Genomic DNA, 26,679 nt, shown 5'->3' on the forward strand with positions numbered 1-26,679 from the left:
TGAGTCGAAAAGAGGCTTATTAGAGCATAAGCTTTAAATACTGTCAGGTACGATAAATAACTTTGTAAAAACAAGAATTTCAAAGCTCAAACTGAGAAAGCAACACCTGTCCACTTATGAATAACTTGTTTTAGCTCTGCCAGAGTAAAAGGCTTGGCTAAATAATCATCCATACCTACTTGCAAGCATTTTGCACGCTCATTCACAAGAGCATGAGCTGTAAGTGCGATGATAGGTAAGCATTTGAATTGAATCTGAGCACGGATCAGACGTGTCGTTTCATAGCCATCCATCACTTGCATACTGATGTCCATCAGGACTAAATCAAAACGACAGCTTTGTAATTTGTCGAGGGCTTCTGCGCCTGAACCTGCGACAATCGACTCCATTCCCAAACTCTCTAGCAACTCCTGACCAACAAAACGATTCAACTCATCATCATCAACCAATAAGACTTTGGCTGTCATCATTGATGCAACTCATCTTCTTTTTTAGGTGGTAAGAAGCGATAACCTTTGCCCCATACTGTATTTAAATATTTTGGCAAATTAGGCTTATCTTCAATTTTCTTACGCAAACGATTCATATGAACATCAATACTACGATCTAGCGGGTGATGGCTATTGCCGCGTAAAGCTTCAGAAATTTCATCGCGGGTGACAATTTTGCCGGCATGATCAAACAAAAAACGCATTAACCGCGTTTCAGTCGTTGTCAATTTAATGGTTTTTCCATCTCGGAAAAACAAAGCATGTTCAGGATCAAAACAATAGGTATAAGAATGATTGGCTTTAAGCTCAATGGGGCGTTTATTTTTAAGGATATTTTTTAAACGCAACAATAGTTCAGTCATATGAAAGGGTTTAATCAAATAATCTTCAGCTCCTAACTGTAAACCAGCAATCCGATCATCCACCGCTTTTTGTGATGATAAAATAAGCACTGGTAAAGAAGGATAATTATTTTTTAACCAAGCTAACCAATATAATCCATGCTCCCCGGGTAATAAAATGTCCATAACAATGACATCCACTGAATTTAAGTGTAAAAATCCAGCAAGTGCCTCTCCATTGGAGAGTGCTGATATCATATAACCTTGGTCTGTTAAAAATTCTTGTAAAAGTTGCTGAAGTACTTCGTCATCATCAACTAACAAGATTCTACTGCTTTCTAAATCACCAGCTTTTGCCATGAGTTTAAGCCACTAAAATAAAGTTTTCCTCAATCAACTTAGTATTATCACTAATAAATATCCAACTTAGGGAGTATTCTGCAACATTTGTTACAAATTAACCAAATATTTACTGTATATTTTATGACTGGTCTAATAATTTCGTTCAAAACAGTAATTATTACCACTGACAATAAAGTGTGGATTAAGCAAAGACTCTTTGGAGTTATAACGTAAAGCTTGTCCCTGTAAATCCTCCATTCTTCCACCAGCCTCCTCAACAATAATCTGGGCAGCGGCAGTGTCCCATTCTGAAGTGGCACCTAAACGCGGATAGAAATCGGCCTTACCTTCAGCTACTAAACAAGCTTTTAAAATACTTCCCATTGAGATCAATTCATAGTGTTCAAATTGCTTGAGGAACTCATTTAAGGACTCACCTGCATGAGAACGGCTACCCACTACCGTGACAACCTCGCCCCGCTCACGCACCTGCAAAGGCTCAGGTTCATTCTGCTTAGAGCACAGATAAGCTCCATTGCCTAAACTGGCATACCAAGTTTTATGCAAAACGGGGGCATGTACAACACCTAGTACCGGTTCATGGTTATGAATCAGTGCAATTAATACACTAAATTCACCATTACGCTTAATAAACTCACGAGTACCGTCTAAAGGATCAACCAACCAATAGGTTTGCCATTGACTACGCTCAGCAAATGGCAATGCTGCTGACTCCTCAGAGAGAATGGGATACTGGGGCGTTAAAATCTGTAAAGCCTCGACAATTGTGTGATGTGAGGCTAAATCAGCGGCGGTCAGCGGTGAATGATCCTCTTTATGCTCAACCTCAAAATCGGCCGATTCATAGATTTGCATAATGGCTAGACCAGCGGCTTGAGCGATATCCACAACCGCTAAGCTGAGTTCTTCTAAATCCATACTTGACTCATTGTATTTGAAGGGAAATCAACTGACACTTTAGCATAAACAGCTAGGTAAAGACTTGCATACCACCACTGGTCTGCAAGATTAGACAGTTAGTCATCATAACTTTAACGTTTAGACAAAATCATAACAAACATTAAGAGCAGCTAAACCCATGCTTATTCAGGATTATGCAGCTGCGCGCCATCTTGCAGCGCGTCTCGAACTGGGGATAAACCACAACCTTTGTAAACAACGGATTGGCCAAAGCGTAGAACAAGTTGTCGAAGCTTTATGCCCTTCTACTCTGCCCACTTTAACTAATACTCCCTTAATCTCTAATTGGGAGGATATGAGTATTTTCTACACTAGCTCATTTGAAAAAAAGCAAGTAATTGATCAATTAGCTCGGCGGGAAGGGACTATTTTAAGTAGCTGGTGGTTAGAGCAAATCCACAAAACCAATGCTCCCTTATGGGAAAGGATGACGCTATTTTGGCATAACCACTTTACCTCTAGTTTACAGAAAGTGCTTTGGCCACAATGGATGTTTAAACAGCATCAACTGCTACGTCAATATGCCTTAGGTAATTTTGCAGAACTGTTGCATGCCATAGCCAAAGATCCGGCTATGTTGAGCTATTTAGATGGTGCAAAAAATATCGCGAGTAGCCCCAATGAGAATTTTGCCCGTGAGCTTTTAGAGTTATTTACTTTAGGAGTTGGTCATTATAGTGAACAAGACATCATCAATGTAGCGCGTGCTTTCTCTGGCTGGAACCTAGATCCGATTAAAGCGGAGTTCTTATTTAGAACAAATCACCATGATAATACTCAGAAGCAATTCTTAGGAAAAGTCGGTAACTTTAATGGCACTGATATTATTAATATAATTCTCGACCAACAAAGAACTGCTGAATATATTGCTGAAAAATTCTGGAAAGAGTTTATTAATTATGACCAACCTGACGCAGCTATCATTAAAGATTGGGCTAGTGCATTCCGTGATAGTGGCTATGAAATCAAGACTTTACTTCTAAAAGTAGTGACTAGCTCTGTATTTTGGGAGCAAGCACAACGGGGCAGTTTAATTAAATCCCCAATTGAATTTACGCTGGGCTTACTACGTGAGTTACAAATTCCTTTTACAGAATACCAAGCCTTAAGAATAGCTAATTTACAATTAGGTCAGGAATTATTTAATCCACCAGATGTAAAAGGTTGGCGAGGTGGTAAAGATTGGATCACAAATACGCGTTTGATTCGTCGTTATGACTTAATACCTAAGTTTTTAGCTGAGCACAGTAAAGACCTACAAAGCCTAGTCAACCAGTTTGTCACTAAAAACCCATCGGTGGGAAATAGTAACTCTACGAAACTAAGTGCCTTACTTAACAACCTCCTGCCAAAGTCCAGTTGCTCAAACAATAGTAGTGCATTGCTTAATTGGTTACTTCCCATTAGCCCCGTAGCAGCACCTAATTGTAACCTACCCATAGAAAAGATTTTAATTACCGTTTTAAAAGACCCAACTTATCAACTACGTTAAGAATAAAAATTTATGAATCGTCGTGAGTTTTTGAAAGGCTTGGGTCTAAGTACACTAAGCCTATTGGCAGCACCGAGTTTATGGGCAAATAGTTTAAGCACTATGGCGGGCAATCGCCGGATTTTAATTTTAATTGAATTAAAAGGTGGGAATGATGGCCTAAATACCCTGATTCCCTATGCGAATCCAGCTTATTACAGTGCACGCCCAAGTATTGCGATAAACCGCTCTAAAGTATTAACGCTCTCCGCACAATTGGGGTTAAACCCAGCTTTACAGACTTTAATGCCTGCTTGGAATGAAGGCCAACTAGCCTGGTTACAAGGGGTAGGTTGTGATGCCGAAAATCGCTCACATTTTGAGGCTATTGAAGTTTGGGATACTGCAAGAGTTGATATACAAGGAGTAAACGATGGTTGGATTGCTCAAGCATTTGCCCAGCACCCCTTAGCAGGGATTGCTATTGATACCAATCTTGGCCCTTTGTACGGCAATAATGTCTCTGCTTTGACCATCGCTAATCCGCAAAATTTTGCACAGAACGGTGCAAAAATTGCTAATTTAAAATCAAATTCAACTAATAAATCCTTGCAACATATTCTGAGTGTACAGTCACAAATTAATATGTTATCGAGCACTATAGCCGAATATCTCAAAGATATACCGGCGGCTAAAGATCCTTTTGCTATCAGTAACTTTGGTCAAAGCCTCAACTCAGTTTATATGTTAATTGCCTCGGGCTTAAATGTGCCTGCCTATAAAATTTCTTTGGAAAATTTTGATAGCCATACTAATCACAGCTTACGCCATCAACCTCTGCTTGAAAGTCTCGCGCAAGGAATTGCGAGTATGCGCACTAATCTAAAGCGGATCGGTATGTGGGATGAGGTGGTCATCATGACCTATTCAGAATTTGGACGTCGCTTGAAAGAGAATGCCAGCAAGGGCACTGATCATGGCGCTGCTTCGGTTCATTTAGTGGCCGGAGGAAAAGTCAAAGGAGGTTTTTATGGTGAATACCCTTCTTTAACCGATTTAGATGAGCGCGGTGATTTAATCTACAGCACTGATTTTAGGGATATTTATTCGATTATTCGCAATAACTGGTGGGGACTAAGTGAGAAACACAGTGGCAACTTAGCTTTCGTCTAGTAATACAAACACCGTAGGCAGGCTCAGTGGTGAGCTTAATTAAACCATTTAAAGCCGAAAAGCCACCGCTTGCCTAAAGCGCTCACTAGATGCAAGCAGCTGTACTAAGCTTAAAAATATAATAACTAGCTTATCTCTATGTATATTCCTCTTCTCCCAGCCCCGCCGCAACGGGGCTGTATTTTTTCTGGCGGATTTTCGCCGAGCCTCAACCAGCAAACTGGTGGAAAACCGCCTTCTCTTTAGTAGCCCATCTAATCATAAAAAATAACTCATTGTTTTTATTAAAAAAATTATTAAAAAAGAAAACCACGCAAGTTGGCACGAATCTTTCAATACAAGTTTTGTTTTGTATGTTTTCTACTTGGAGCGAGAGATGAAAAAGACACTGTTTACTTTAACTACAGCGGTTGTATTGGGTTTGTCCAGTTTATATGCCTATGCAGCTGATCCGATTGTTATTAAATTTAGCCACGTGGTTGCTCCTGATACCCCAAAAGGCAAAGCGGCTGAAAAATTCAAGCAATTAGCTGAAGAAAAAACCAAAGGTGCAGTTAAAGTAGAAGTATTCCCCAACAGCACACTCTACAAAGACAAAGAAGAAATGGAAGCCCTACAAATGGGTGCGGTGCAAATGTTAGCACCTTCTTTGGCTAAATTTGGTCCTTTGGGGGTGAAAGAATTCGAAGCTTTCGACCTACCTTATATTTTCCGCAACTATGACGATCTGCACAAAGTCACTCAAGGTGAAGTCGGTGCTGGCTTATTAGCGAAATTGGAAGCCAAAGGCGTAAAAGGCTTAGCTTACTGGGACAATGGTTTCAAAATCATGAGCGCGAATAAACCCTTGAAAACACCAGATGATTTCAAAGGCTTAAAAATGCGTATTCAATCCTCTAAAGTTTTAGAAGCAGAGATGCGAGCACTGGGTGCTAACCCTCAGGTTTTACCTTTCTCTGAAACCTATCAAGCCCTACAAACGGGCGTTGTGGACGGGACTGAAAACCCACCCTCTAACCTCTACACGCAAAAAATGCATGAAGTGCAGAAAAATGCCTCTTTAACCAATCATGGTTATTTAGGTTATGCGGTCATTGCGAATAAGGCTTTCTGGGATAAATTGCCTGAAGATGTCCGTAAGTCTTTAGATGAAGCATTAAAAGAATCAACTGATTATGCGAACCAAATCGCTAAAGAAGAAAATGACAAAGCGTTAGAAGCGGTGAAAGCCAGCGGTAAAACTGAAGTTTACCAGCCCACTGAAGATGAAATTAAAGCCTTCCAAAAAGCTTTGGCTCCTGTGCATGCTGAAATGGCAGACCGTATTGGTAAAGATCTGCTTACCTCAATCTATGCTGCAACTGGTTTCGATCCAGCCAAATAAGCTCTCCCTTTCATTAGGTGGCCTACTAACCCTAGTGAGTAGGCCACTAGTTTGCTGTTTGGCTGAATTCAGTACATCTGCGGGAGGAGTGTATGAAGTGGCTTGATCGTCTGGAAGAAATATTCATTACCTTTCTGATTGCAGCCGCCACCTTGGTAATTTTTGTAGCGGTTGTTCACCGTTATTTATCAGGTTGGCATTTGGGTGCTTTTCAGGATTTCTTACTCAAAATCAATCTGAGTTGGGCGCAAGAGCTGTGCATCATTCTCTTTGTATGGATGGCTAAATTTGGGGCTGCTTATGGGGTTCGCCAAGGTATTCACGTTGGTGTGGATGTATTAGTCAATCGACTCAACCCTGAAAAGCGCCGCATCATTACTATTTTTGCCCTAGGTGCTTGCATTTTATTCACCGGAATTGTCGCCCTTTTAGGTGCAAGGATGGTCTGGGAAAATGGACTCGCTTATGTGCTGTTATCCAGCTTAGGTATGGAAACTGGTGAGCACTATGAAGGCCCGACTACCCCGGATTTAGAATGGCCGACTTGGATTGTGTATCTAGCGGTGCCTTTAGGCTCCTCGTTGATGTGTTTCCGCTTTGTTCAAGTTCTAGTCACCTTTTTACGCACAGGTGAAATGCCGCATCATGATCATGGTCATGTTGATGGCTTAGAAGATGAACTGGAAACCACTACTGTGGGGCATAAATCATGAGCGCCTTAATTATCTTTGGTTTATTGCTGATTCTCATGCTCACGGGTATGCCCATTTCGATTGCTTTGGGTTTAACTGTACTTACCTTCTTGTTCACGATGACCCAAGTACCGATAGAAGCAGTAGCTTTAAAACTCTTCACCGGTATTGAAAAGTTCGAAATCATGGCGATTCCCTTCTTCATCTTGGCAGGTAATTTCCTGACACATGGAGGCGTTGCCAGGCGGATGATTAATTTCGCCTCCTCCATGGTGGGACACTGGTATGGTGGTTTAGGTTTAGCAGGTGTAATGGCTTGTGCCTTATTCGCTGCAGTTTCCGGTTCTAGCCCAGCAACGGTAGTGGCCATCGGCTCGATTCTCTTACCCGCGATGTTAAAGGCAGGCTTCCCCAGAAACTTCGGGGCGGGTGTAATCACCACCTCAGGCGCTTTGGGCATTTTGATTCCACCCTCGATTGTGATGGTGATGTATGCAGTCGCCACCAATACTTCCGTGGGTGCACTATTTATGGCTGGGGTGATTCCCGGTTTAATGTTGGCGGGTTTTCTAGGGTTCACCACATGGTATCGGGCACGTAAGTTTGATTATCCACGCCAGCCTAAAGCCAATATGGCAACCCGCTGGAAAGCTTTCCGTGATTCGATTTGGGGTTTAATGCTGATTGTAGTGGTCATGGGTGGTATCTATACCGGAATCTTCACCCCGACGGAAGCAGCGGCAATGAGTGCTGTTTATGCCTTCTTTGTAGCCGTCTTTGTCTATAAAGATATGGGCTTAAAGGATGTGCCTAAAGTTTTGCTGAACTCCGCCAGTATGTCGGCCATGTTGCTGTATATCATCACGAATGCGGTCATGTTTTCCTTCATTCTTACCAATGAGCAAATCCCCCAGACCTTAGCGGATTGGATGCTGGCACAAGGTATGAATGCGGTCATTTTCCTTTTAGCTGTGAATATCTTACTACTCGTAGCAGGTAATTTCATGGAGCCTTCCAGCATTGTGTTGATTTTCGCGCCGATTCTATTCCCGATGGCAATGAAATTAGGCATTGATCCCATTCACTTTGGCATCATCATGGTGGTGAATATGGAGGTAGGGATGTGTCATCCGCCGGTAGGCTTGAATCTGTATGTAGCCTCAGGCATTACCAAAATGGGTATTACTGAACTGACTATTGCGGTTTGGCCGTGGTTATTATCGATGCTGATGTTCCTAGTTCTAATCACTTATGTACCTATTATTAGCTTATGGTTCCCTAAGCTTTTAGGCGTTATGTAAACGATCTCCCGTTGGGGCATCTGTCATCCATCTTAAGATGCCCTTTTTAAACCTCGCTAAATTCCCTAAATCCTAAGCAATCGCTACACTAGACCTACTAATTTTGGTAGAGGAAGCCTGCTTAATGTTCAAAGTCACCGTCCAACCCAGTGGTCATACATTTAATGCTGAAGAACAAGAAAATCTGCTGGATGCTGGGCTAAGACAAGGTATTGCCCTTCCCTATAGCTGCCGCAGTGGTTCTTGTGGTTCTTGCATGGTCACACTCAAGCAAGGTAGCGTTGATTATCCGCAAGGTGAACCGCTCGCACTTTCTCCTTATGACATGGACCAAGGTCGAGCATTACTCTGCCAAGCGGTGGCTCTATCTGATTTAGAAATCGATTGCCCGCAAGTGGGTGAGCTACCCGATATCGAAGTCAAGACCTTACCGGTACGCGTTGAAAAGCTACGCAAGCTCAATAGTGATGTGATTGAAATGACTTTGAAGCTCCCAGCTACCGAGCGCTTACGCTTTATGGCCGGTCAATATATTGACCTCTTATTACGTGATGGCAAACGCCGCAGCTTTTCGATTGCGAATGCGCCGACGGGTGAAGCATTCATTGAGTTGCATATTCGCCATGTTCCCAATGGTTATTTCACTTCACACGTATTCAATGAGATGAAAGAAAAAGCCTTAATGCGCATGCAAGGGCCTTTGGGCAACTTCTATATTCGCGAACTCACCCAGCCGATCATTTTAGTCGGCGGTGGTACAGGGTTTGCTCCTCTCAAAAGCATGTTGGAATATTTAAAGCTGAAAGGCTTTGACCAAGCTGTTTACTTATACTGGGGCGTGCGTAGTAAAGAAGATTTATATATGGATTATTTGCCGCGTGACTGGATGAATCGCTATCCACAATTCAAATATATTCCTGTGCTCTCTGAACCCAAGCCTGAAGATAACTGGCAAGGTCGCACGGGTTGGGTACATGCAGCGGTCGTGGCTGATTTTCCAGATTTAGCAGCCTATCAAGTGTATATGAGTGGCCCTCCCCCCATGATTATCGCCGGTCGAGCAGCCTTTTTAGCCTGCGGCTTAAGGAGTGAGCAGTTGTATTCTGACTCTTTTGATTACAGCCCCGACACTTTGAAATCTTTGGCTGAGAAGCACGCATGAGTCAAGGTTTCGAATTACATCCGCAACTTGCCGCCGATACGCTCTTAGTAGGTAATTTGCCTTTGTGCCGCGTGCTGCTAATGAATGAAAGCCGCTATCCTTGGCTGATTTTGGTGCCGCAACGCAATGAAATCAGCGAGATTTACCAACTTTCTGCAACTGAACGTACCCAGCTTTGGAGTGAGTCTGATTTAGTCAGCCGCCAGCTCATGCAGCTGTTTAAAGCCGATAAGTTAAATATCGCGGCTTTAGGGAATGTAGTTCCACAATTACATCTGCATCATATCGCACGCTTCAAAACGGATGCCACTTGGCCTGCACCGGTCTGGGGTAAGTTTAAAGCGGAGGCTTACCCACCTGAAGCCGCTGAATCCTTACTCCAGCAATTACGCCAAGTCTTAAGTATTTAAACTTAATTTATTGTGGGCGTGCTTCGAGCATATCGTGAATGATGGGGTTAAGAATTAACTCCATCGCTAAAGTCATTTTTCCACCTGGTACCACAATGCTATTACGTCGTGACATAAAGGAATCATGGATCATAGCTAGTAAATAGGGAAAATCAGTATCGAACTTTTTCGGATCGCGAAAGCGAATCACCACAAAACTTTCATCGGGTGAGGGAATATCACGGGCAATAAATGGATTGGAAGTATCTACCGTCGGTACGCGCTGAAAATTAATATCAGTGCGCGAAAACTGTGGAGTAATATGATTAATATAATCAGGCATGCGTCGCAAAATCGTCTCCACAGTAGCATCAGTAGTGTAACCACGTTCTGCGTGATCCCGATGAATTTTTTGAATCCATTCTAGATTGACACTAGGTACGACACCTATACCTAAGTCCACATACTGCGCCACATTGTATCCCCCATGCTTCTGCTCAGTAGTGTCATCCTGCACTAAGCCATGCAAGCCTTCATAAAACAGCATATCCGTATCACGATCTAACTCTTCCCAAGGAGTAAACTCACCCGAACCACAGTTACAACTAATGCCTTTCTCCTTGAGTAGGCGTTGTGTATGTGTCCGTGCTTCCGCCTCATTGTGCAGGTAATAACGCCTCTTGCCAGTCCCTGCTTCACCGTAGGATTTAAACAAAGACTCTAAAGCATGAAAGTCATTAGCTCCAGGGCCAAAATGACTGAAATATCGCTCATTGGTCGAGCGTTGTTTAAACTCTGCACGCGTTACACTATGAAAACTATCACCCTCAATGATGGCTGCTTTGATTTTTTCACGACGGAAAATGCCTTCAAAGGTGCGTTTGACGAACGTCGTCCCTGCTCCGGATGAACCAGTCACAGCAATAACTGGATGCAACTTAGACATATCCACCTCTTACTCACTAAATAGGCAAGTACTCATTCTAGCCAATAGCTTGGATTAAGCTGTATATGTCTTTGGGTAGGGACAGACCATCACCTAGAGATATACTTATCCACAAGCTTGAAGCTTAGCAGCTATTTTTTGATTAAGCTGTGGATAACTCGCTGAAAAGCTTAATTATACAACCTAGCCTTAGCTGGCAAAGCTTAAAAAAACAAGGATTAGCTATCGCAACGTATTGAATTTATAATAAAAATTATAAAAGCCCTTAAGCCTTAGGTGAACCCACCATTAATAAGTTTAATTTATAGCTGTTGATAAGTTTGTAGACAAAGAAAAGCCTTGCATAGCTTTAATGAGTTTATATAGATAGATATATAATCAAACCTAACTGATAATCAGCCTAGCTTATATAGTTTTTAATTTAATGATCTTATTAAATTTAGCAGGCCGCTAATAATAATTCTTAACTTACTACTAATCACTAGAGCAGCATCAAATAGCCATCAGATGTTAATAAGTATTAAGATTTATTAACATCTGATACTTAAATAAATTAGAGCTTTGGATTAACTGGATTTTGTGCTGGTATTGTGGCTGGAGTTAAACTAGTTTTGGTTGTCGTTGGTTTTACAGAAGTCAGTTGCTTAGATGGAGTAACCTTTTTAAGGCTAACCTTCTTAGTATTTTTATGCACTACTTTAGTTTTACTATTATGTGCCATACTTGCCTTTTTAGCCTCTAAGGCCTGTTTCTTTAATAAACCATTTGATATGCACTTACCACCTTGATGATGCATACCTACACCACCTGATAAGCTCGTACCCTTAGGGCAAGCCATTGCTGATACAGAGAAAGTGCTGAGTACTGTCACTAAAACTAAAGCTGTTAACTTTTTCATAATCAAAATCTCTACGTAAAACTTAAATTTAATATATTTAAGCAGAATCAAATCCAAAATATATTTTTTGAATAAACTTAATTACCTAAGTAACGATTAAGCATGTTTTTTAACAACGTGCTTATAGGCATGATGCTTCACATGTTGCATTTTTTTAGCATGATGCAATTTAACATGATGGCGCTTATGGTGCTTAGCGCCCTTAACAAGATGAACATGATGTTTTACTACGGAATGGTGAGTTGGCTTAGCTGGAACTGAACCTGCGTAAGCAACATTTCCTAATAAAGCCATAGCCATGACAGGTGCTAAAAACAATGCCAATTTCATTTTATTTTATCCTTTTCTCTAATTTAATGATTTAATTTAGCTAGCCTCTACGCTGCATGAATACATTGTATTTTTTTGAAAATTAAAAACGTCTTAAAATTCGAAATTTTCTAAAAATAGATTGAATCTGCTAAGCAAGCTAAAAACCGCGAAAAACTTATCCACAGGTTAAGCCTTGTAAAGTTTTGATTCTATGAGCATCCTGTGGATGAATACGTTATGATAGCCACCCTTTGCTAAGTAGGTTTGCGGTATCCCAGTATGAAACAGTCAGCTAGCCCTCGTGTCGGTTTTGTCAGTCTTGGTTGTCCAAAAGCCTTGGTCGACTCCGAGCGCATTTTGACGCAACTACGGGCGGAAGGTTATGCGATTAGCCCGACTTACAATGATGCTGATTTGGTGGTTGTGAATACCTGTGGTTTCATTGACTCTGCGATTCAAGAATCTTTAGATGCGATTGGTGAAGCCTTAGATGAAAATGGCAAAGTGATTGTTACTGGCTGTTTGGGTGCAGATTCAGAAAAAGTCTTAAGTGCTTATCCGAATGTACTTGCGGTCACGGGTGCGCATGCTTATGAAGCGGTAATGAATTCGGTACATGAACACTTGCCACCGCTGCATGATCCTTATACCGACTTAGTGCCGCCGCAAGGTATCCGTTTAACCCCGCGCCACTATGCTTATCTGAAAATTTCCGAAGGCTGCAATCATCGTTGCTCTTTCTGCATTATTCCGCATTTACGCGGCGATTTGGTGTCGCGTCCAATTGGTGATGTCATGCAAGAAGCGGAAAACCTAGTAAATGCAAGCGTAAAAGAACTATTAGTGATCTCTCAAGATACCAGCGCATATGGAATTGATACTAAATACCGTACTGGTTTCTGGAAAGGCCGCCCGCTTAAAACGCATAGCCAACAATTGGCGGAAGCTTTGGGTGAGCTAGGCGTTTGGACACGCCTACATTATGTTTATCCTTACCCGCATGTAGATAATCTGTTGCCGCTCATGGCTGAAGGCAAAATCCTGCCTTATTTAGATATTCCCTTCCAACATGCTAGCCCGCGTATTTTAAAAGATATGCGTCGCCCTGCCCATGCGGAAAAAGTCTTAGAGCGGGTTGAGAAGTGGCGTGAACAATGCCCCGATATGGCGATTCGTAGCACCTTCATTGTCGGCTTCCCTGGTGAAACTGAAGAAGACTTTGAAACCTTGCTCGACTTCTTAGAAGAAGCACAATTAGATCGCGTCGGTGCCTTTGCTTACTCCCCAGTTGAAGGCGCGCCTGCGAATGAACTGGCTAATCCGGTACCAGAAGAAGTTAAAGAAGAACGTTTAGAACGCTTCATGGAATTACAAGCCGAAATCAGTGCAAATAAACTCAGCAGCTTAATTGGTAAAACCATGAAAGTATTGATTGATGAAGCGGGTGATGAGGTCAGTATTGGCCGAACTTATCGCGATGCACCAGAGATTGATGGACAAGTGATTATTGAAGGGGTGGAGTTGCCGGTGGGTGAATTTACTCAAGTGATGATTACACATGCGGATGAACATGATCTTTGGGGAGAGCGGGTTTAAAAGCTAAAAAGTACTACTGTCATTACCGTTCTATTGCTGGTTTCCATAGTCACTTATCAAATCTATGAGCACTATACGATTTCAACTGAACCTGCAGGTAATGTTGTGTATCTTGGCTGGGGTGCTTTAGTGGTATCGACGATTACTTTTGTACTAGCCGATGAATGGGATGCCTGTGAACAAGCTAAAGCTTGCCCACATGCTGAGGATGAGGGTTGGGGCGAGGGCAGCGACCAGTGATTAATGTCAGCTGGGAAGATGCTTAGATCTATATTCAATGGCTGAACCAACAAACGGGCAAAAACTATCGGCTGCCTACTGAGGTTGAGTGGGAATATGCCGCACGTGGTGGCAAAAAAGGGACTTATCCTTGGGGTACAAATCAGATTAGCTGTGATCAAGCACGTTATGGTAATTTTAAAGACGAATGCAAGAACTCTGATAAGACCATCACAGTAGGTTCCAATGCTGCCAATGGGTTTGGTTTACACGACACGGCTGGTAATGTGTGGGAGTGGGGGCAGGGATATTACACAGCTAGCTACGACACTGCGGAGCAGTCAGGTTACTATGTGTTGCGAGGCGGTGCTTGGGACGATATTTCACTAGGTTTGCGCTCGGCTCTCCGTTACTGGAAAAATCCGACTAATCGTAGCAACGCTATTGGTTTTCGTGTTTCTAGGACTGATTAGCCTTGATTCTTTGTGCTTTTACCCTTTTGCTTTTGGATTGAGGGGAAATCCATCCCCAACCCTTCCTTTATCAAGGAAGGGAGTTAAGCGTGCCGCTTTCAGCCTCCCCCTTGATAAAGGGGGAATGAGGGGGATTCGCCTCCAACCCTGTCGCAAATCCAGTGAACTTACGCTTATAAGGCGCATGGAAAGCCAAGACAATATCTGACTTTGGCACACCCAACTCAACTAATTCGTTTGCAATGCCTCCTTCTGTACCATCATGCTGAATCCAAATCAACCCATTTTTAATTTCAACATGCAAAACTGAACCATGATAGCGGTCATAACCTAACCAACCAATCGTCATTAACTGATAACTATCCCGCACTTCATCAAAAATAAGTTGCATGTTCAAATCACCATAAGCGGGTTTGAATTGCGCGTAGTGTTCCAAAATTTGCTTAATATAGCTGCGATATAGCTCTAACTTTTCCATACGGTAATCTCCTCCTGAATTGGATCAAAGATCACTAACCTAACCTGATAACGCTGAATAATTTTTTGCGTAATGGACAGTGAGAAAAACTCCTTGTAAGCATCGGCAGGAATGGCTAAATATAAGGTGCGCTGCGGCTCATATTCTTCTAACACAAATTGGTAATTTAGAAACTGACCAAGAGCCGTATGAAATTCTGAAACCACCGAAGACGCAATAAAATTCTTAACCTCAACCGCAATTTTCTCCTGCCCTTTCTCGGCTGCCAAAATACGCTCTGCTCCTAAATCGATGTGCAAATTGCTATCACCAAATGGTACAGTCAGCGGATCATGCGTAATCGTCCAACCTGCTTTGATCAAAGCCATTTTGACAGTTTTATGAAAAAAATCATAAGCAGGCATTCACAAGCTCCAATAGAGTTCCTTGAGTACAGTGTAGCAATTCGTAGTTGCCTACTCACAAAAACTTAATTAGCTAAGGCTCACTCCAAAAACTGCCCTCGCTCCAACCCATACTTTTTCATCTTATCCGAGAGCGTCTTACGTGGAATATCCAGCACCTCCATCGCTAACTTGATATTCCCGTTATAGCGATTTAAGGTTTGCTCAAGCAGTGCTTTTTCGTAGCAGGCGACTTGATCAGCTAGCGACAAGCCATCCGGCACACCGTCTGCATTCATCAAAGCCGCTAAATCATAACTATAAGCGTCGCCTAACAGCACGTAACGTTCAGCAATATTGCGCAGCTCACGAATATTCCCTGGCCAGTCATGCCCGAGTAAGACATGCAAAGCTTGGCTATTTAAAGGTGGCACTTCCAGCTCTGAACGAGCCGCTGCAATCAGCATAAAATGCTGAAATAACATGGGAATATCTTCGCGGCGTGTGCGCAAAGGCGGTACTTCTAAGGTCACAACGTTTAAACGGTAATATAGATCACGGCGAAACTCAGCACGCTCCGCCGCTTCTTTTAAATCTATTTTAGTCGCTGCCACCACGCGAATATCAAGGGGCAATAATTGATTAGAGCCTAAACGCTCAATCTGTCGTTCCTGTAGGACACGCAGTAGCGGCATTTGTGTGGTCATCGGCATGCTTTCGATTTCATCTAAAAATAGCGTGCCGCCATTCGCATGCTCGAACTTGCCGATGCGTAAACCCTTCGCGCCCGTGAAAGCACCGGCCTCATGCCCAAATAACTCGCTGTCGATTAAATTGGCTGGAATTGCCCCACAATTAATCGCCACATAATTATGATTACGGCGCTTACTTTGCTCATGCAAAGAGCGTGCGACTAATTCCTTACCCGTGCCCGTTTCGCCCCAGACTAAAACATCCGCGTCGACATTCGCAATCCGCGTAATCATTTTGCGTAAAGCAACAATACTCGGTGCTTGGCCAATAATCCGTGGGCCTAAACGGGTTTGTTGTTGAGCCAGCTCAGCCTTTAAAGCACGGTTTTCTAAAGTCAGACGGCGCTTTTCCAAAGCACGCTTTACGCTTTCAATTAAAGCCGTGGTTGCAAATGGCTTTTCAAGTAGATCATACGCGCCATCTCGAATCGCATTCACCGCTAAAGCCACATCCGCATGCCCACTGATTAAGATCACCGGAAAATCAGCATCCAATTTGTGGACTTGCTCCATTAACTCCAAGCCATCCATTTCGGGCATACGAATATCAGTAATCAGCAACCCATCAAAATCAGCCTGTAATTGAGGTAAAACTTCAGCTGCGCTAGCGAAGGTATCCACTTCAAAACCTGCCAACATTAATGACTGCCCTACTGAATCTCGAATGATTTTTTCATCATCCACCAGCAGCAGTTTAGTCATGTTGAGTCTCCAATGAAGTTTCTACAAAAGGTAGCAGTAAGCTAAAAATCGCCCCACCTTCTGGCGCGTTCTCGGCTAATAATTCGCCTTGCATATCTTTAGCTAAGCGATAGGAAATCGATAAACCTAAGCCCAAACCTTTGCCTAAGGCTTTCGTCGTAAAAAAGGGTTCGAACAAATGCGGCTTATCCTCTTCTTGAATTCCTGCACCATTATCCCGTACTTGGATGCTGACTTTATCAGCTATACGTTGTGTGGTTAGCCAGACTTGACCTTCGGATTGTGCTGCTGCCGCATCAATCGCATTACTGAGTAAATTAACCAGAATCTGCTCCAGCCAGACCAAATCGGCTTTCACCCATTCAATATCAGCTGCGCGCTGATCGTGGAGAATAACCTTAGTTTGAGCAAGCTTGGGGCGCACAATTAAAAAAGCTGAGTCCAAGGCCACCTGCAAATGGCAGTCACTAATACTCCCGCTACTTTTGCGCGAGAAAATCTTTAATTGGCGAGTAATGGTTGCCATCCGCTCAGTCAGGGCAGAAATCTCCTGCAAATTAGCCTTAGCAATCTCAGGATAGCCACGCTCTAAAAATTGATTGGCATTATCCGCATAGGCACGAATTGCCCCTAATGGATTATTAAGCTCATGATTAATCGCTGCCGATAATTGCCCAAGTGCTGCCATTTTAGTCGCCTGCACTAATCCTTCTTGAGCTAAACGGAGTTCTCGAGTGCGCTCTTCGACTTTCGACTCTAGCGCTTCCATAGCCGCCTGTTTATAACGCCTACGTTGAGATTGATTCTTCCAAAGTAATAAGACTAATAAGCTCGTCAGTAACCATAACACCGCTGCAACGGCTAAAGCGGTAGCAGCGGGGCTGGTAATCTCTTTCCAGTCCAATAGCACATACACCTGCCAACCCGCTGTCTCCATATTACGTTCAGCCAGCAAATACGACTGATTTTTCAGCCAAGCTTGTTGATAAGATGGATTAAGTGCCACTAAGCGAAAATCCTCCAACGGCATCAAGGGTTTCTCTAAATAGCGTTTTACATCGCGAATTGCTTGGCGGCGCAACTCAGGGAGGGGCTTAATAGTCTTAAATAGCCACTCACTGTCACTAGCTAAAAAGATAATGCCTTCGGAGTCGGTGACTAGAAATTTAATCGGTGCGGATTGCCATAAGGCCTCAATCTCAGCCACATTGACTTTTACCGTGATTACACCTAAAGAACGGTCTTCCTCATCACTGATTGGGTAAGCAAAATAATAACCCCGTTCATTAGAAGTCGTGCCCACTGCATAATAACGGCCTAATTGACCTTGAATCGCTTGTTGAAAATAAGGCCGGAATGCAAAGTTTTTTCCAATGAAACTCTGCTCTTTAGCCCAATTACTAGCAGCCACTGTGTCACCATTGGCTAACATCAAATAAATATCTAAAGTTCCGGCAATTTTATTAATCCGTTCTAGATACATATTTAAAGCTTCAGTGCTAAGGGCAGTTGGCTTTTTCTGTAAGAAATCTTGAATAACTGGCTCTTCTGCAAGCAAAACCGGTAAATAACTGTGGCGTGCTAAAACAGCATCTAATGACCCAACCAAGCGCGTTAAATAGTTTTTTGCACTTTCTTCTAAGCGGTCTTGCGCGGAAAAGCTAACTGAATAATAAACCGTGCTCAGCACTAAGGCAGCAGTCAATAAAAATAAACTAAGCATAGTTTTTTTAGAGAGCTGCCGCTGTTTAGTGAAAAAATTAAAAGCTGTCACATCAATCTAAGGATTCAAATTGCGTAATTCCCGCCGCAGGATTTTTCCCACATTGCTTTTGGGCAGTTCTTTAACAAATACAATCGATTTTGGACGCTTATAACCGGTTAATTGCTCTTTACACCATGCTATTAACTCGGCCTCTGTCAAACTCTCATCCTTTTTCACTACAAAAGCTTTGACTGCTTCACCCGCTGCACCATCCGGCACGCCAATCACACCTGCTTCTAAGACTTTGGGATTTGCGACTAAGACATCCTCCACTTCATTCGGATAGACATTGAAGCCTGAGACCAGCACCATATCCTTAAGGCGATCTACTAGCTTGATATAGCCATCTTCATTCACAAAGCCCATGTCACCAGTGCGCAACCAGCCATTAGCATCGATGGTTTTAGCGGTATCTTCAGGACGATTCCAATAGCCTTTCATCACTTGAGGACCACGAATCCATAGCTCTCCCACCTCACTCACGGCTAAAACCTTACCGTCTAAATCACGAATTTCAATCTCGGTGGATGAAATCGGCAAGCCAATCATGCCATTGTAAGCTTTAATATCGACAGGATTAATACAAGCCGCTGGCGAGGTTTCAGTCAAACCATAAGCCTCTAACAGCACACAGCCAGTGACGGCTTGCCATTTATCCGCTACCGCCTTTTGCACTGCCATACCACCACCTAATGTGATTTTTAATCTTGAAAAATCGACTTGATCAAATCCGGGAGTATTTAAGAGCGCATTAAATAAAGTATTCACCCCAGTAATAAATGAAAACTTCTCGCTTTTTAATTCTTTAACAAAGGCAGGAAAATCACGCGGATTAGTAATTAAAATATTTTTTGCCCCTAATTTACAGGCAAATAAAGCATTTGCAGTGAGTGCAAACACATGATAAAGCGGCAAAGCGGTAATAAAAATCTCTTTACCCGGCGTCAAATCACGTGCTGTCCAAGCATCTGCCTGCAAAAGATTAGCCAGCATATTTCGATGCGTCAACATAGCACCTTTAGCAACACCAGTCGTACCGCCGGTATATTGCAAAAAGGCTACATCTTCATGGTCAATCTTCTCATCTTTAAACGGATGATTTCGCCCTTTACGCAAAGCCTCTTTAAAATTTACTGCATTTGGAAGAGAAAAAGGCGGAACCATTTTTTTAATATGCTTAACTACAAAATTAACTAAATAGCCTTTTAAGCCGAGCATATCGCCAATACGTGTAGTGATAATGGTTTTAACTTCAGTCTCAGCCAAAACATCTTGAAGAGTGTGTGCAAAGTTTTCCAGAATTACAATAGCAGTTGCACCCGAATCTTTGAGCTGATGTTTTAATTCACGGTCGGTATATAAAGGATTAGTATTAACGACAACTAGGCCAGCACGAAAAGCTGCAAATAAAACAATCGGATATTGCAGTAAATTCGGCATCATAATCGCGATGCGATCACCTTTTTTTAAGCCGATTTCATGCCGCAAATAAGCCGCAAAATAACCAGTTAAACGCTCAGTTTCAGCATAGGTAATACTTTTACCTAAATTTACATAGGCAGGTAAGTCGGCAAAGCGTTTAGTACTTTGCAAAAACATATCTTGCAAAGAATTATAAACATGTGTATCTATTTCAAGCGGAACCCCTTCAGGATAGTGCTGTTGCCATATTTTTTCCATGCCGCTCTCCTCCCCTACTATATATTTGAATTATGTATCATTCAGGCGATTTCATTGTAGATTTTATGTTCTCAAAGGACAAGTTGCAGCGCAATAAAAAGGGATGAGCCTCCCAGATGGCTTGATGAGCAAACAACACCTTAGATTCAGCCCATGATATGATCCAATACCCCAATTCACTTAATGCGAGGAAGTGTTAAATGCCCCAATCTTCTGCCTTAGTTGTTTTCAGTCTGCTAACCAGTATGGCTTTGAGTGCCTGCACACAAACCCCAAGCATCAGCAACTCAAGCTCAACCGCTACTGTTAGCCCCGTGACTAATTCTGAAGCGGATCAAGCCACAAAGGCTATGAGCAATATCAAGGCTAATTCGACTACCGTAGGAGTTAAAAGTATTAAACCGGATCCAGCACTTAAGCCTGGTCATAAACTAAGCCCGCAGGAAGTTGAAGACTTGATTCGCAAACTAAGTGTCTGCCGTCCTTCCTAAGAAACCCACTCTCTTAGCAGCAATGATCTTCAAAAAAATGGGAATTCAAGCAGGCTGTGCTTTTAAATAAATCCTTGTTACGGCTCTAAAACTGCCAGTATAGAAGCTGGCAGTGGCAACTTAGAGTAACCACTCAGGCGGAATAGATTCACTAAATGGCTGAACATTTATCTCAGTAAAATTATCCCGATCACGTGAGCGCCCAACTTTGCAGCTTACCGTTGGTGCATCTTTACCTTTGCTATAGCGCGCCGTTAACTGAGCCGCTAACTGAATATCGTCTTCGGTTAGATTATCACCATCCAATAAAGTTAGCGGCCCTGAGCAGCTGGCCGTTTTAATCCAAACAAATTCGTTCTTGTAGCCTTCCAAAAAATTCGTTTCCCCCTCTTCACGGGAAAGAATCATTTTAAAATGCGGACGTGGGCGCAAATGCCGACCAATTTTCAGCAACATAATATCATCCAGCTCATAATTACGACTCGGGCGATGCGCCCAAAGATCACGTAACTTACCTGAATAATTCGCATCCGTTAGGAAACAGCAACCCCCTGCTGGCTGGGCATACTCCTCAATCCCCCATCGGTTGGCTAGAGCAATTTGTGGCTTACGACTCCGTCCACTGAAATTAAAAAGCTGCTCACGCTGTACCCAACCTTCCCGCTCCGCACGACTGGGCGGTAAGTTCTGGGCAGATAAAGGTCGCAGCAACAAATCTTCTGCACCCGACTCAGCTGCTACAATTGGCATGGTAAAAGCACGTTGCGACATGGGGCGCTGACCAACTACTTCACCAGTGATAATAAAATCAAAATTATGCTGGATAAGCCATTCTTTAGCTTTCTTCACCATGAAAATTTTGCAATCTAAACAAGGATTTAGATTAGCACCATAGCCATGTTTGGGGTTAAGCACTACATCTTTATATTCTTCAACAATATCAACAATATGTAGTTTGATCCCTAGTTGCTCGGCTACCCACAGTGAATTATTGCGCTTAGGTTTGTCGCGTTCTTGTTTACGAATTGCATGGGTATGCCCTTCGACACAAAACCCTGTGAAAAAGTTGATACCCTCTACATGCACACCCTGTTCCATTACTGCTTTCGCAGCGAGCATCGAATCGAGCCCGCCGGAAATAAGAGCCACAGCGCGCGGTTGCCTGTCCATCAGTTTTACTACCCTAGCATCCATTTAACGGCGTGGAGTATACCCTTTTTCAAAGAAAGACAGTGGTTTGAAATCCACTACACAACGCAAGGAAGGAATCCATTCTTTTAAATGAGTGGTTGTAAACAAACGCCCTTGTTGCAGTTGATCGTGCACTCCATCATGGAATAGCACTACCCCACCTTGTTTACGTGTACAAACTTGCTCCAATACATTCGATAAAATCTTATCACCCTGTTGATTCTTTTCGTCCCAATCAAAGGCTGATAATTGCCAAGCAATATGTTGAAAACCTGTTTCCTTCAAAGCTTGTAGCACTTGTGGCTGCTGTTCGCGATTAAACCAACCATCACCATAAGGTAAACGGAACAAGGGTGGACTTGTATTCAAATAAGGATCAAGGACTTGGCGAGCTAACCGGAAATGCTCTCGCATTAGTTTTGGTTCTACTTCTGAATAGTGCAAATGCTCATACGAATGAGAGCCAATCACATGTCCAGCTTGTTTAGTTTGCAAAAGTATCTGTTTACGTTGTTCACATTCATGTACGGATTGTGTACAGACTTTAGCCTCATTGGGGTGATCGATCTTGCATTGCTTTTGGATAGCTGGGCAATCGACTTTGCTGGCAATAACGAAAAAAGTAGCGGGGATTTTTTCTTGCTTTAAAACATTGAGTACATCAGTGGTTTGTAAAGCGGGACCATCATCGAAGCTTAAATGTAATGGATATTTAGTGGTAGTATCACATTGAAAGCGTGCCCGAACTGCTTCACAGTCAACGGCTTGCGCTATACCTGTCCAAGCCAATAACCCAAAGATTAGTGCTTGAGCTAAATTAAATTTCATCAAGAATTTAGAATCCGCAAATAGCTAACTAGCTTATTCTAGCACCTCTAGCTTCACTTTGGCGGTACCACGGCCAATCATACCAAGCTCTTTAGCAGCTGCCCGCGATAAATCAACAATCCGTCCGTAAGCAGGGAAAGCCCCTCGATCATTTACAGTGACGACAACAAAACGTTTATTACGTAAATTTGTCACCTTGAGCTTAGTGCCAAACGGTAGCAAACTATGTGCAGCAGTGAAGCCATCATTAGAGTAACGTTCGCCGCTGGCAGTAAATCGACCGTGAAATTTCTTAGCATAAAAAGAAGCCATTCCTACAAAACCCTCAGTCACGGCAGCGGGTTTATTGGCATTAATCGAATGCCGAGTAGCGGCTTCGCTGGTCATGCACATTACCATAAGCATCGACCCCAACACTGATACGAGAACTTTCTTCATATTATTTATCCCTCTGTAAGTTGTTGCTTTCGGGCGAAAATACCATAAGTTTTTTAAAACTGATTGTTGTATTTTCGCTGTAGCATTTATACAACGCGTTTTAATCGATTTTTTAGTTCAGAGATTCAGGGAATATTTATTTAAAGCTGCGCATATTGCGCAACCTGAATTAATCATGAGCTTGTTTTTTCTATAGACAGCTTCTACCCTTAGACCCTTGAATTCAGCATGATGGAAAAGATCGGGGAATTTACATGCTAACTTTACGCCTCAGTGTAATTGCTGTTTGCTCAGCGTTGGTGAGTGCTTGTGGGACGACACCTGCACCACGCAACCAGATTCCAGCGGCCGGAGAATTAACATCCGCTCCGCCACCACAGCAACGTTACATTGCTCAACAACAGCAACAAGCGAATGCTCAACGTTATAATCAACAACGTTGGCAAGAAGAACGTGCACAAGAAGCTCAACGCCAAGAGAATGCCTTACGCCTGTTGGCGCAAGAACGACGCGAACGTGAACAGCGTGCTCAACAGGAAGCTGACTCTGCTCGTCAACAGCAATTAGCGATGCAAGAACGCTCTCGCGAACTGCGCGCGCAACAGCGTCAACGTATGGAGCAAGTACAACAACAGTTTAGTACACCACCGACTGTTAATACCGATAATCAAGCGGATAACCGTCCCGTTGCACAATTTGCCGTAGGGCATATGTACACCGGCCCTGGCCGCTTCACTCGCTTACCCGATCAAGTTGCAACAACTTTACGCGCTAATGGTATTTCTGAAGCAGGCATGGGTACTTATGTACGTCTAGCTAGTGGCAATCAACCTGCACTTCTCACTGCGAATGCGGATAACCCACAAAGTCCTGCTTCGACTATGAAGCTAGTAACGACCTATGCAGCCTTAGGCATTCTTGGCCCTGACTATCGTTGGCCGACTGAAATTTATACTAATGGTAATGTCACTGGCGGTACTTTATATGGTGATGTGATTATTCGTGGTTATGGTAATCCACAATTTGCAGAAAGCGATTTCAAACAAATGCTACAAGCTTTGCGTGGGCGTGGCATTAGCAGTATTAAGGGTAATCTAGTCGCTGACACGGGTTTCTTTAATGTGCCGTACCAAGACCCTGGTGCTTTCGATGGAAATGCGGGGGCAGCTTATAATGCTCAGCCAGAAGCAATCCTTTATCAAGAACGGGGTAGCTGCTACGAATTCCGTGATCTCAAAGGTAAGGTGCAAAAAGTTTGCCCCATCATGCCGGCTAATGCCCAAGCACGCCAAGCCTTAAATGTGAACCTATTCGGGAGCTTCTGGAAGATTTGGGTGGGTGAACTTGGCGGGCAAATGCAAGGAACCTTCGTGCGCGGTGGCACTCCACAAAGTGCACAATTAGTCTACACCCATCGTTCACGTCCCTTACGCGAAGTCATTATGGAAGTGAATAAAGACAGCAATAATGTCATGGCAAGACAAATCCTCTTGTCAGTGGGTGCTAAACAATTAGGCGCTCCTGGCACTCCGCAAAAAGGCGCGCAAGCCATTGGTCAGTGGCTAGAGTCACGCGGCTTAGCTTTCCCTGAATTGCGTTTGGAAAATGGCTCAGGCTTAAGTCGGATTGAGCAGATTACCCCACGACATATGGGTGAGATGCTCGTTGATGCTTACAACAGCCCCTATCGGGATGATTTAATGAACTCGATGGCGGTTTTAGGTGTGGATGGCACGCTGAAAAATCGTATGAAGAACTCGAGCCTCGCAGGCCGTGGCCGCTTCAAAACGGGTACTTTACGCGATGTACGGGCACTGGCAGGTTACTTACAAGCTTCTAATGGGCAAATGTATGTGATCTCAATTCTGCACAATGATCCGCGTGCACGTGCCTCCGTGCGGGCTGCGCATGATGATCTAGTTGAATGGGTGTTTGCAGGCCCACGTAGCTTCGGTTACTAAAACGCCTAAAGCAAGAGTCAGTTATCCTGGCTCTTGCTCAATGTAGTTACATCCGCTCTAGCACACCAATGCCTAATAAACCTAAACCTGTTTTCAAAGTATTTGCAGTCAACTGCGCTAATTGCAAACGACTGGCACGCACCTCTGCTGATACATCGTCACGTAGAATCGGGCAAGCTTCATAAAAGCTCATGAAATTAACCGCTAACTCATACAAGTAATTACATAAATGATGCGGCTGACCCTCGCGCCCAACACTTTCCACAATTTCATTGAATTGCAGCAGCTTTAAGCCTAAAGCGCGTTCACTCGGCTCAAGTAATTGAATAGTTGCTTGCTGAATAGCTCCGGCTTTTCTAAAAATACTTTGAATGCGCGCATAGGCGTATTGCAGATAAGGGGCAGTATTGCCATCCAAACTCAGCATTAACTCCCAGCTAAATACATAATCGGAGGTGCGATTTTTGGATAAATCTGAATATTTAACTGCACCAATCCCAACCGTGTGAGCTATTTCTTGGCGCTCGGCTTCGCTTAATTCAGGGCTTCTTGCACTGACTAATTGATAAGCGCGTTCTTTCGCTTCTACTAATAAATCAGCCAGCTTCACTGTGCCGCCGGTACGGGTTTTGAAAGGTTTGCCGTCCTCACCTAACATCGTGCCAAAAGCCATATGCTCTAAGGACATGGTTGCCGGTGCAAAGCCTGCTTTACGCGCTAAGGTATACACTTGCTGGAAATGCAAAGCCTGGCGCACATCGACAAAATACAAAACCCGATCCGCATGCAGCACGCTATTCCGATAACGAATCGCGGCTAAATCGGTGGTTGCATATAAATAGCCGCCGCCAGTTTTTTGAATAATCAGTGGTGTGATAGAGCCGTCTTTATTCTTAAACTCCTCCATGAAAGCGCACTGTGCACCATCGCTTTCAGTCAGCAAATGTTGAGTTTGTAAGTCACTGACGACATTCGCTAAATCAGCGTTATACGCGCTTTCGGCCATCACATCTTGGCGCGTCAGCGAAACATCTAATTCTTGATAAGCTTCTTCACAATGAGTCAGGGAAATAGCTATAAACTGCTGCCACAGTGCTAAGCATGCAGCATCGCCCGATTGCAGTTTCACCACATATTCACGCGCCCGCTCAGCAAAGGCTGGCTCTGCATCAAAGCGCTGCTTGGATTCACGATAAAAGCTTTCCAAATCCGCTAATTGCATCGACAACTCGCCGCCCTGTGCTTTCAAATCCGCCATATGCGCGAGCAACATGCCGAATTGCGTACCCCAATCACCCACATGATTTTGGCGGATCACTTTATGCCCTTGAAACTCCAACACACGCACCACCGCATCACCAATAATCGTGGAGCGCAAATGACCGACATGCATTTCTTTAGCCAGATTCGGGCTGGAATAATCCACTACGACGGTTTGTGGAGTCACCGGATCAAGCTGAGTATTGCTTGGCAACTCTGCGGCTAGCCACTCTGTTTTTAGGTGAATATTCAAAAAGCCGGGGCCAGCCATTTCGACTTTCTCGGCTAAATCACTTAGCTCAGCTTGCGCCAAAACCTTAGCGGCTAAATCGCGTGGGTTCATCTTCAACTGCTTGGCTGCTGCCATGACACCATTAGCTTGATAGTCGCCAAACTCAGGTCGCGCCGAAGGCTTAATAATGGCAGAAGTGGACTCAGGCGCAACGGCTGCATGTAAAGCAGCAGTGAGACGTTGATCAAGCAGTTGACGGATATTCATAATGCGTCTTTCAAAGTGGAGGAAAAGGGGGCTTATTGTAGCTGGAATGAAGCTTGATGACGATGCTTTAGGAGGCTGGA

Annotated in this window: 27 protein-coding genes; 12 read left to right on the forward strand and 15 right to left on the reverse strand. The window is 43.4% G+C overall.

Translation table 11 applies throughout. From position 1 onward, the window contains the following. Positions 1-86: 86 nt before the first annotated feature. The 3 genes from Q0230_RS05315 to cysQ all read right to left on the reverse strand — a co-directional run bounded on the left by Q0230_RS05315 (position 87) and on the right by cysQ (position 2,113). Positions 87-470 carry a response regulator gene (locus Q0230_RS05315; protein WP_298608785.1) on the reverse strand — a complete coding sequence of 128 codons (384 nt, stop codon included), beginning with the start codon at positions 468-470 and terminating at the stop codon, positions 87-89. After that, complete coding sequence (locus Q0230_RS05320) at positions 467-1,192, reverse strand: response regulator transcription factor (RefSeq protein ID WP_298608786.1); 726 nt, start codon at positions 1,190-1,192, stop codon at positions 467-469. Before Q0230_RS05320 ends, Q0230_RS05315 begins: the two co-directional genes overlap by 4 nt. A 132-nt stretch (positions 1,193-1,324) precedes the next feature. Next, positions 1,325-2,113 (reverse strand): 3'(2'),5'-bisphosphate nucleotidase CysQ, encoded by a 789-nt coding sequence (cysQ, locus tag Q0230_RS05325; protein ID WP_298608788.1) that lies wholly within the window; start codon positions 2,111-2,113, stop codon positions 1,325-1,327. A 160-nt stretch (positions 2,114-2,273) separates the two neighbouring features. Between cysQ and Q0230_RS05330 the strand changes: the two genes are divergently transcribed. The 7 genes from Q0230_RS05330 (at position 2,274) to Q0230_RS05360 (ending at position 9,748) form a co-directional block, all read left to right on the forward strand. Next, positions 2,274-3,647 carry a DUF1800 domain-containing protein gene (locus Q0230_RS05330; protein ID WP_298608789.1) on the forward strand — a complete coding sequence of 458 codons (1,374 nt, stop codon included), beginning with the start codon at positions 2,274-2,276 and terminating at the stop codon, positions 3,645-3,647. A 12-nt stretch (positions 3,648-3,659) separates the two neighbouring features. Further along, positions 3,660-4,799, forward strand: coding sequence for a DUF1501 domain-containing protein (locus Q0230_RS05335; protein WP_298608790.1), 1,140 nt, complete (start codon positions 3,660-3,662; stop codon positions 4,797-4,799). 376 nt (positions 4,800-5,175) lie between these two features. Beyond that, complete coding sequence (locus Q0230_RS05340) at positions 5,176-6,183, forward strand: TRAP transporter substrate-binding protein (protein ID WP_298608792.1); 1,008 nt, start codon at positions 5,176-5,178, stop codon at positions 6,181-6,183. 92 nt (positions 6,184-6,275) lie between these two features. Then, positions 6,276-6,896, forward strand: coding sequence for a TRAP transporter small permease (locus Q0230_RS05345; RefSeq protein ID WP_298608793.1), 621 nt, complete (start codon positions 6,276-6,278; stop codon positions 6,894-6,896). After that, the gene (locus Q0230_RS05350) at positions 6,893-8,176 is read left to right on the forward strand and encodes a TRAP transporter large permease (RefSeq protein WP_298608794.1); all 1,284 of its coding nucleotides are present in this window, start codon (positions 6,893-6,895) and stop codon (positions 8,174-8,176) included. The genes Q0230_RS05345 and Q0230_RS05350 overlap by 4 nt, the downstream gene beginning before the upstream one ends. A gap of 124 nt (positions 8,177-8,300) precedes the next feature. Then, positions 8,301-9,338 carry a CDP-6-deoxy-delta-3,4-glucoseen reductase gene (locus Q0230_RS05355; protein WP_298608795.1) on the forward strand — a complete coding sequence of 346 codons (1,038 nt, stop codon included), beginning with the start codon at positions 8,301-8,303 and terminating at the stop codon, positions 9,336-9,338. After that, positions 9,335-9,748: an HIT domain-containing protein gene (locus Q0230_RS05360; RefSeq protein ID WP_298608797.1), complete on the forward strand. Its 414-nt coding sequence runs from the start codon at positions 9,335-9,337 to the stop codon at positions 9,746-9,748. Before Q0230_RS05355 ends, Q0230_RS05360 begins: the two co-directional genes overlap by 4 nt. Positions 9,749-9,755: 7 nt before the next feature. Here the strand turns inward: Q0230_RS05360 and Q0230_RS05365 are convergent, their stop codons facing one another. The 3 genes from Q0230_RS05365 to Q0230_RS05375 all read right to left on the reverse strand — a co-directional run bounded on the left by Q0230_RS05365 (position 9,756) and on the right by Q0230_RS05375 (position 11,901). Further along, positions 9,756-10,673 carry a phosphoribulokinase gene (locus Q0230_RS05365; protein ID WP_298608798.1) on the reverse strand — a complete coding sequence of 306 codons (918 nt, stop codon included), beginning with the start codon at positions 10,671-10,673 and terminating at the stop codon, positions 9,756-9,758. Between the two features lie 553 nt (positions 10,674-11,226). Continuing rightward, the gene (locus Q0230_RS05370) at positions 11,227-11,628 is read right to left on the reverse strand and encodes a hypothetical protein (protein WP_298608799.1); all 402 of its coding nucleotides are present in this window, start codon (positions 11,626-11,628) and stop codon (positions 11,227-11,229) included. A gap of 39 nt (positions 11,629-11,667) precedes the next feature. Next, the gene (locus Q0230_RS05375; RefSeq protein WP_298608800.1) at positions 11,668-11,901 is read right to left on the reverse strand and encodes a hypothetical protein; all 234 of its coding nucleotides are present in this window, start codon (positions 11,899-11,901) and stop codon (positions 11,668-11,670) included. Positions 11,902-12,162: 261 nt separating this feature from the next. Here Q0230_RS05375 and rimO point away from each other — a divergent pair, with 261 nt between their 5' ends. From rimO to Q0230_RS19670, 3 genes are read left to right on the forward strand one after another with little or no spacing between them, the layout of a single operon-like run. After that, complete coding sequence (rimO, locus tag Q0230_RS05380) at positions 12,163-13,479, forward strand: 30S ribosomal protein S12 methylthiotransferase RimO (RefSeq protein WP_298608801.1); 1,317 nt, start codon at positions 12,163-12,165, stop codon at positions 13,477-13,479. A gap of 33 nt (positions 13,480-13,512) precedes the next feature. Beyond that, positions 13,513-13,719 carry a hypothetical protein gene (locus Q0230_RS05385; protein WP_298608802.1) on the forward strand — a complete coding sequence of 69 codons (207 nt, stop codon included), beginning with the start codon at positions 13,513-13,515 and terminating at the stop codon, positions 13,717-13,719. Between the two features lie 41 nt (positions 13,720-13,760). Then, positions 13,761-14,171 (forward strand): formylglycine-generating enzyme family protein, encoded by a 411-nt coding sequence (locus tag Q0230_RS19670; RefSeq protein ID WP_367274126.1) that lies wholly within the window; start codon positions 13,761-13,763, stop codon positions 14,169-14,171. 70 nt (positions 14,172-14,241) lie between these two features. Here Q0230_RS19670 and Q0230_RS05390 read toward each other — a convergent pair whose 3' ends face one another. The 5 genes from Q0230_RS05390 to Q0230_RS05410 form a co-directional block, all read right to left on the reverse strand. Further along, positions 14,242-14,649, reverse strand: a complete 408-nt coding sequence (locus Q0230_RS05390) for a XisI protein (RefSeq protein ID WP_298608803.1) — start codon at positions 14,647-14,649, stop codon at positions 14,242-14,244. Beyond that, positions 14,637-15,053, reverse strand: coding sequence for a XisH family protein (locus tag Q0230_RS05395; RefSeq protein ID WP_298608804.1), 417 nt, complete (start codon positions 15,051-15,053; stop codon positions 14,637-14,639). The genes Q0230_RS05390 and Q0230_RS05395 overlap by 13 nt, the downstream gene beginning before the upstream one ends. An 80-nt stretch (positions 15,054-15,133) precedes the next feature. After that, entirely contained in the window at positions 15,134-16,486 is a 1,353-nt protein-coding gene (locus Q0230_RS05400; RefSeq protein WP_298608805.1) for a sigma-54 dependent transcriptional regulator, read from the reverse strand. After that, complete coding sequence (locus Q0230_RS05405; protein WP_298608806.1) at positions 16,479-18,209, reverse strand: ATP-binding protein; 1,731 nt, start codon at positions 18,207-18,209, stop codon at positions 16,479-16,481. Before Q0230_RS05405 ends, Q0230_RS05400 begins: the two co-directional genes overlap by 8 nt. 57 nt (positions 18,210-18,266) lie before the next feature. Continuing rightward, entirely contained in the window at positions 18,267-19,931 is a 1,665-nt protein-coding gene (locus Q0230_RS05410; protein WP_298608807.1) for an AMP-binding protein, read from the reverse strand. Between the two features lie 200 nt (positions 19,932-20,131). On the opposite strand from Q0230_RS05410, the gene Q0230_RS05415 reads away from it, so the two are divergent. Further along, the gene (locus Q0230_RS05415; protein ID WP_298608808.1) at positions 20,132-20,422 is read left to right on the forward strand and encodes a hypothetical protein; all 291 of its coding nucleotides are present in this window, start codon (positions 20,132-20,134) and stop codon (positions 20,420-20,422) included. Positions 20,423-20,542: 120 nt separating this feature from the next. Here Q0230_RS05415 and Q0230_RS05420 read toward each other — a convergent pair whose 3' ends face one another. From Q0230_RS05420 to Q0230_RS05430, 3 genes are read right to left on the reverse strand one after another with little or no spacing between them, the layout of a single operon-like run. Continuing rightward, a complete protein-coding gene (locus tag Q0230_RS05420; protein WP_298608809.1) occupies positions 20,543-21,592 on the reverse strand; it encodes a tRNA (5-methylaminomethyl-2-thiouridylate)-methyltransferase in 1,050 nt (349 codons plus the stop codon). Between the two features lie 24 nt (positions 21,593-21,616). Beyond that, positions 21,617-22,441 carry a polysaccharide deacetylase family protein gene (locus tag Q0230_RS05425; protein ID WP_298608810.1) on the reverse strand — a complete coding sequence of 275 codons (825 nt, stop codon included), beginning with the start codon at positions 22,439-22,441 and terminating at the stop codon, positions 21,617-21,619. Between the two features lie 33 nt (positions 22,442-22,474). Beyond that, positions 22,475-22,879: a septal ring lytic transglycosylase RlpA family protein gene (locus tag Q0230_RS05430; protein WP_298608811.1), complete on the reverse strand. Its 405-nt coding sequence runs from the start codon at positions 22,877-22,879 to the stop codon at positions 22,475-22,477. Positions 22,880-23,133: 254 nt separating this feature from the next. Here Q0230_RS05430 and dacB point away from each other — a divergent pair, with 254 nt between their 5' ends. Further along, positions 23,134-24,840 carry a D-alanyl-D-alanine carboxypeptidase/D-alanyl-D-alanine-endopeptidase gene (dacB, locus tag Q0230_RS05435; protein WP_298608813.1) on the forward strand — a complete coding sequence of 569 codons (1,707 nt, stop codon included), beginning with the start codon at positions 23,134-23,136 and terminating at the stop codon, positions 24,838-24,840. A gap of 46 nt (positions 24,841-24,886) precedes the next feature. On the opposite strand, the gene argS is transcribed toward dacB, so the two are convergent. Continuing rightward, positions 24,887-26,599 (reverse strand): arginine--tRNA ligase, encoded by a 1,713-nt coding sequence (gene argS / locus Q0230_RS05440; protein ID WP_298608815.1) that lies wholly within the window; start codon positions 26,597-26,599, stop codon positions 24,887-24,889. Positions 26,600-26,679 lie beyond the last annotated feature (80 nt).

Source organism: uncultured Thiothrix sp. (genome assembly GCF_937876535.1).
Taxonomy (GTDB): Bacteria; Pseudomonadota; Gammaproteobacteria; order Thiotrichales; family Thiotrichaceae; genus Thiolinea.

Coding starts and splice junctions, on each gene's coding strand:
- Q0230_RS05315 (WP_298608785.1), bottom strand. CDS start 470: ATGATGACAGCCAAAGTCTTATTGGTTGATGATGATGAGTTGAATCGT.
- Q0230_RS05320 (WP_298608786.1), bottom strand. CDS start 1,192: ATGGCAAAAGCTGGTGATTTAGAAAGCAGTAGAATCTTGTTAGTTGAT.
- cysQ (WP_298608788.1), bottom strand. CDS start 2,113: ATGGATTTAGAAGAACTCAGCTTAGCGGTTGTGGATATCGCTCAAGCC.
- Q0230_RS05330 (WP_298608789.1), top strand. CDS start 2,274: ATGCTTATTCAGGATTATGCAGCTGCGCGCCATCTTGCAGCGCGTCTC.
- Q0230_RS05335 (WP_298608790.1), top strand. CDS start 3,660: ATGAATCGTCGTGAGTTTTTGAAAGGCTTGGGTCTAAGTACACTAAGC.
- Q0230_RS05340 (WP_298608792.1), top strand. CDS start 5,176: ATGAAAAAGACACTGTTTACTTTAACTACAGCGGTTGTATTGGGTTTG.
- Q0230_RS05345 (WP_298608793.1), top strand. CDS start 6,276: ATGAAGTGGCTTGATCGTCTGGAAGAAATATTCATTACCTTTCTGATT.
- Q0230_RS05350 (WP_298608794.1), top strand. CDS start 6,893: ATGAGCGCCTTAATTATCTTTGGTTTATTGCTGATTCTCATGCTCACG.
- Q0230_RS05355 (WP_298608795.1), top strand. CDS start 8,301: ATGTTCAAAGTCACCGTCCAACCCAGTGGTCATACATTTAATGCTGAA.
- Q0230_RS05360 (WP_298608797.1), top strand. CDS start 9,335: ATGAGTCAAGGTTTCGAATTACATCCGCAACTTGCCGCCGATACGCTC.
- Q0230_RS05365 (WP_298608798.1), bottom strand. CDS start 10,673: ATGTCTAAGTTGCATCCAGTTATTGCTGTGACTGGTTCATCCGGAGCA.
- Q0230_RS05375 (WP_298608800.1), bottom strand. CDS start 11,901: ATGAAATTGGCATTGTTTTTAGCACCTGTCATGGCTATGGCTTTATTA.
- rimO (WP_298608801.1), top strand. CDS start 12,163: ATGAAACAGTCAGCTAGCCCTCGTGTCGGTTTTGTCAGTCTTGGTTGT.
- Q0230_RS05390 (WP_298608803.1), bottom strand. CDS start 14,649: ATGGAAAAGTTAGAGCTATATCGCAGCTATATTAAGCAAATTTTGGAA.
- Q0230_RS05395 (WP_298608804.1), bottom strand. CDS start 15,053: ATGCCTGCTTATGATTTTTTTCATAAAACTGTCAAAATGGCTTTGATC.
- Q0230_RS05400 (WP_298608805.1), bottom strand. CDS start 16,486: ATGACTAAACTGCTGCTGGTGGATGATGAAAAAATCATTCGAGATTCA.
- Q0230_RS05405 (WP_298608806.1), bottom strand. CDS start 18,209: ATGCTTAGTTTATTTTTATTGACTGCTGCCTTAGTGCTGAGCACGGTT.
- Q0230_RS05410 (WP_298608807.1), bottom strand. CDS start 19,931: ATGGAAAAAATATGGCAACAGCACTATCCTGAAGGGGTTCCGCTTGAA.
- Q0230_RS05415 (WP_298608808.1), top strand. CDS start 20,132: ATGCCCCAATCTTCTGCCTTAGTTGTTTTCAGTCTGCTAACCAGTATG.
- Q0230_RS05420 (WP_298608809.1), bottom strand. CDS start 21,592: ATGGACAGGCAACCGCGCGCTGTGGCTCTTATTTCCGGCGGGCTCGAT.
- Q0230_RS05425 (WP_298608810.1), bottom strand. CDS start 22,441: ATGAAATTTAATTTAGCTCAAGCACTAATCTTTGGGTTATTGGCTTGG.
- Q0230_RS05430 (WP_298608811.1), bottom strand. CDS start 22,879: ATGAAGAAAGTTCTCGTATCAGTGTTGGGGTCGATGCTTATGGTAATG.
- dacB (WP_298608813.1), top strand. CDS start 23,134: ATGCTAACTTTACGCCTCAGTGTAATTGCTGTTTGCTCAGCGTTGGTG.
- argS (WP_298608815.1), bottom strand. CDS start 26,599: ATGAATATCCGTCAACTGCTTGATCAACGTCTCACTGCTGCTTTACAT.